This window comes from Aeromonas cavernicola (genome assembly GCF_002795305.1).
In the GTDB taxonomy this organism is placed as follows: domain Bacteria; phylum Pseudomonadota; class Gammaproteobacteria; order Enterobacterales; family Aeromonadaceae; genus Aeromonas; species Aeromonas cavernicola.
In genome coordinates this window covers 1-1143 of record NZ_PGGC01000308.1, presented here as the reverse complement: position 1 = coordinate 1143, position 1143 = coordinate 1, and the positions used below count along the sequence as shown (strand labels likewise).

General features: G+C 67.7%; 1 protein-coding gene. It reads left to right on the top strand.

The annotated features are described in order from the left end of the window. On the top strand, window positions 1-1143 hold a 1143-nt coding region (locus tag CUC53_RS18735; protein WP_157798351.1), incomplete at both ends, for an iron ABC transporter permease.

Here is a 1143-nt window from a genome sequence, read left to right as displayed (position 1 = left end):
TGGCAGAGCCTGTTCGCCCCCAATCTGGCTGACGTCAGCCAAGCGGTGGTGCATTTCAGCTGGCTGCCCCGCTTGGTTGTCACCCTGCTGGCCGGGGCGGCGCTCGGGCTGGCGGGCACCCTGATGCAGCAGGTGCTGCGCAACCCGCTCGCGTCACCCACCACTCTTGGGGTGGCCTCCGGTGCCCAGCTGGCGCTGATGATGGTGACCCTGTTTGCCCCTTCTTGGTTGCTGCTGGGGCGGGAGTGGATCGCCATGGCCGGCGGCAGCCTTGCGATGGGGCTGGTGTTCGCCCTGGCCTGGCGTCGCCAGCTCAATCCGGTGGTCATCGTCTTTGCCGGGCTGGTGATCAACCTCTATCTGGCGGCCATCAGCATGGGGCTGTTGCTGTTCTTTCAGGAGGAGCTGAAAGGTTTGCTGGTGTGGGGCAGTGGCTCGCTAGTGCAGAACAGCTGGAGCGGGGTGAGTTACCTGTTGCCCCGCCTGCTGGCAGCCGCTGTGCTGGCCGCGGTACTGGTGCGCCCGCTGGCGGTGCTGGAGTTGGATGATGCCAGCGCCCGCAGTCTGGGGGTCTCCCTTCAGCATCTGCGTTTTGCCGGACTCGGGCTGGCGGTGTTTGTCACCGCTTGCGTGGTGAGCGTGGTGGGGCTGATCGGCTTTATCGGGCTGGCGGCGCCCGCCATGGTGCGGCTGCTCGGGATCCGCCAGCTTGGCCAGCGGCTGCTGTGGGCACCGATCCTCGGCGCCCTGCTGCTGGCGGCGACCGATCTGTTGCTGCAGAGTCTGAGTCGCTTCTGGCCAGTCTTGATCCCCACCGGCGCCATGACCGCCCTGCTGGGGGCCCCGCTGCTGCTCTGGTTGATCCCGCGCCTTGGCATCAAGTCGGGTACGCCGAAGGCAAACACCGGCCTGCTGGTGGCTCGCCATCCGGCACCGGCTCGCCTTATCGGCCTGTTGCTGGTCGGGCTGCTGCTGGCCGTGGTTGCCTCCCTGCTGTTTGGTCAGGGGATGACGGGCTGGAGTTGGCCAAGCTGGCTGCGCTGGCAGGCTCAACTGGAGTGGCGGTTGCCGCGCAGCCTAGCTGCGGGGGCTGCTGGCGTGCTGCTGGCGCTGGCGGGCACCCTGTTGCAGCGGGGCAGCAAC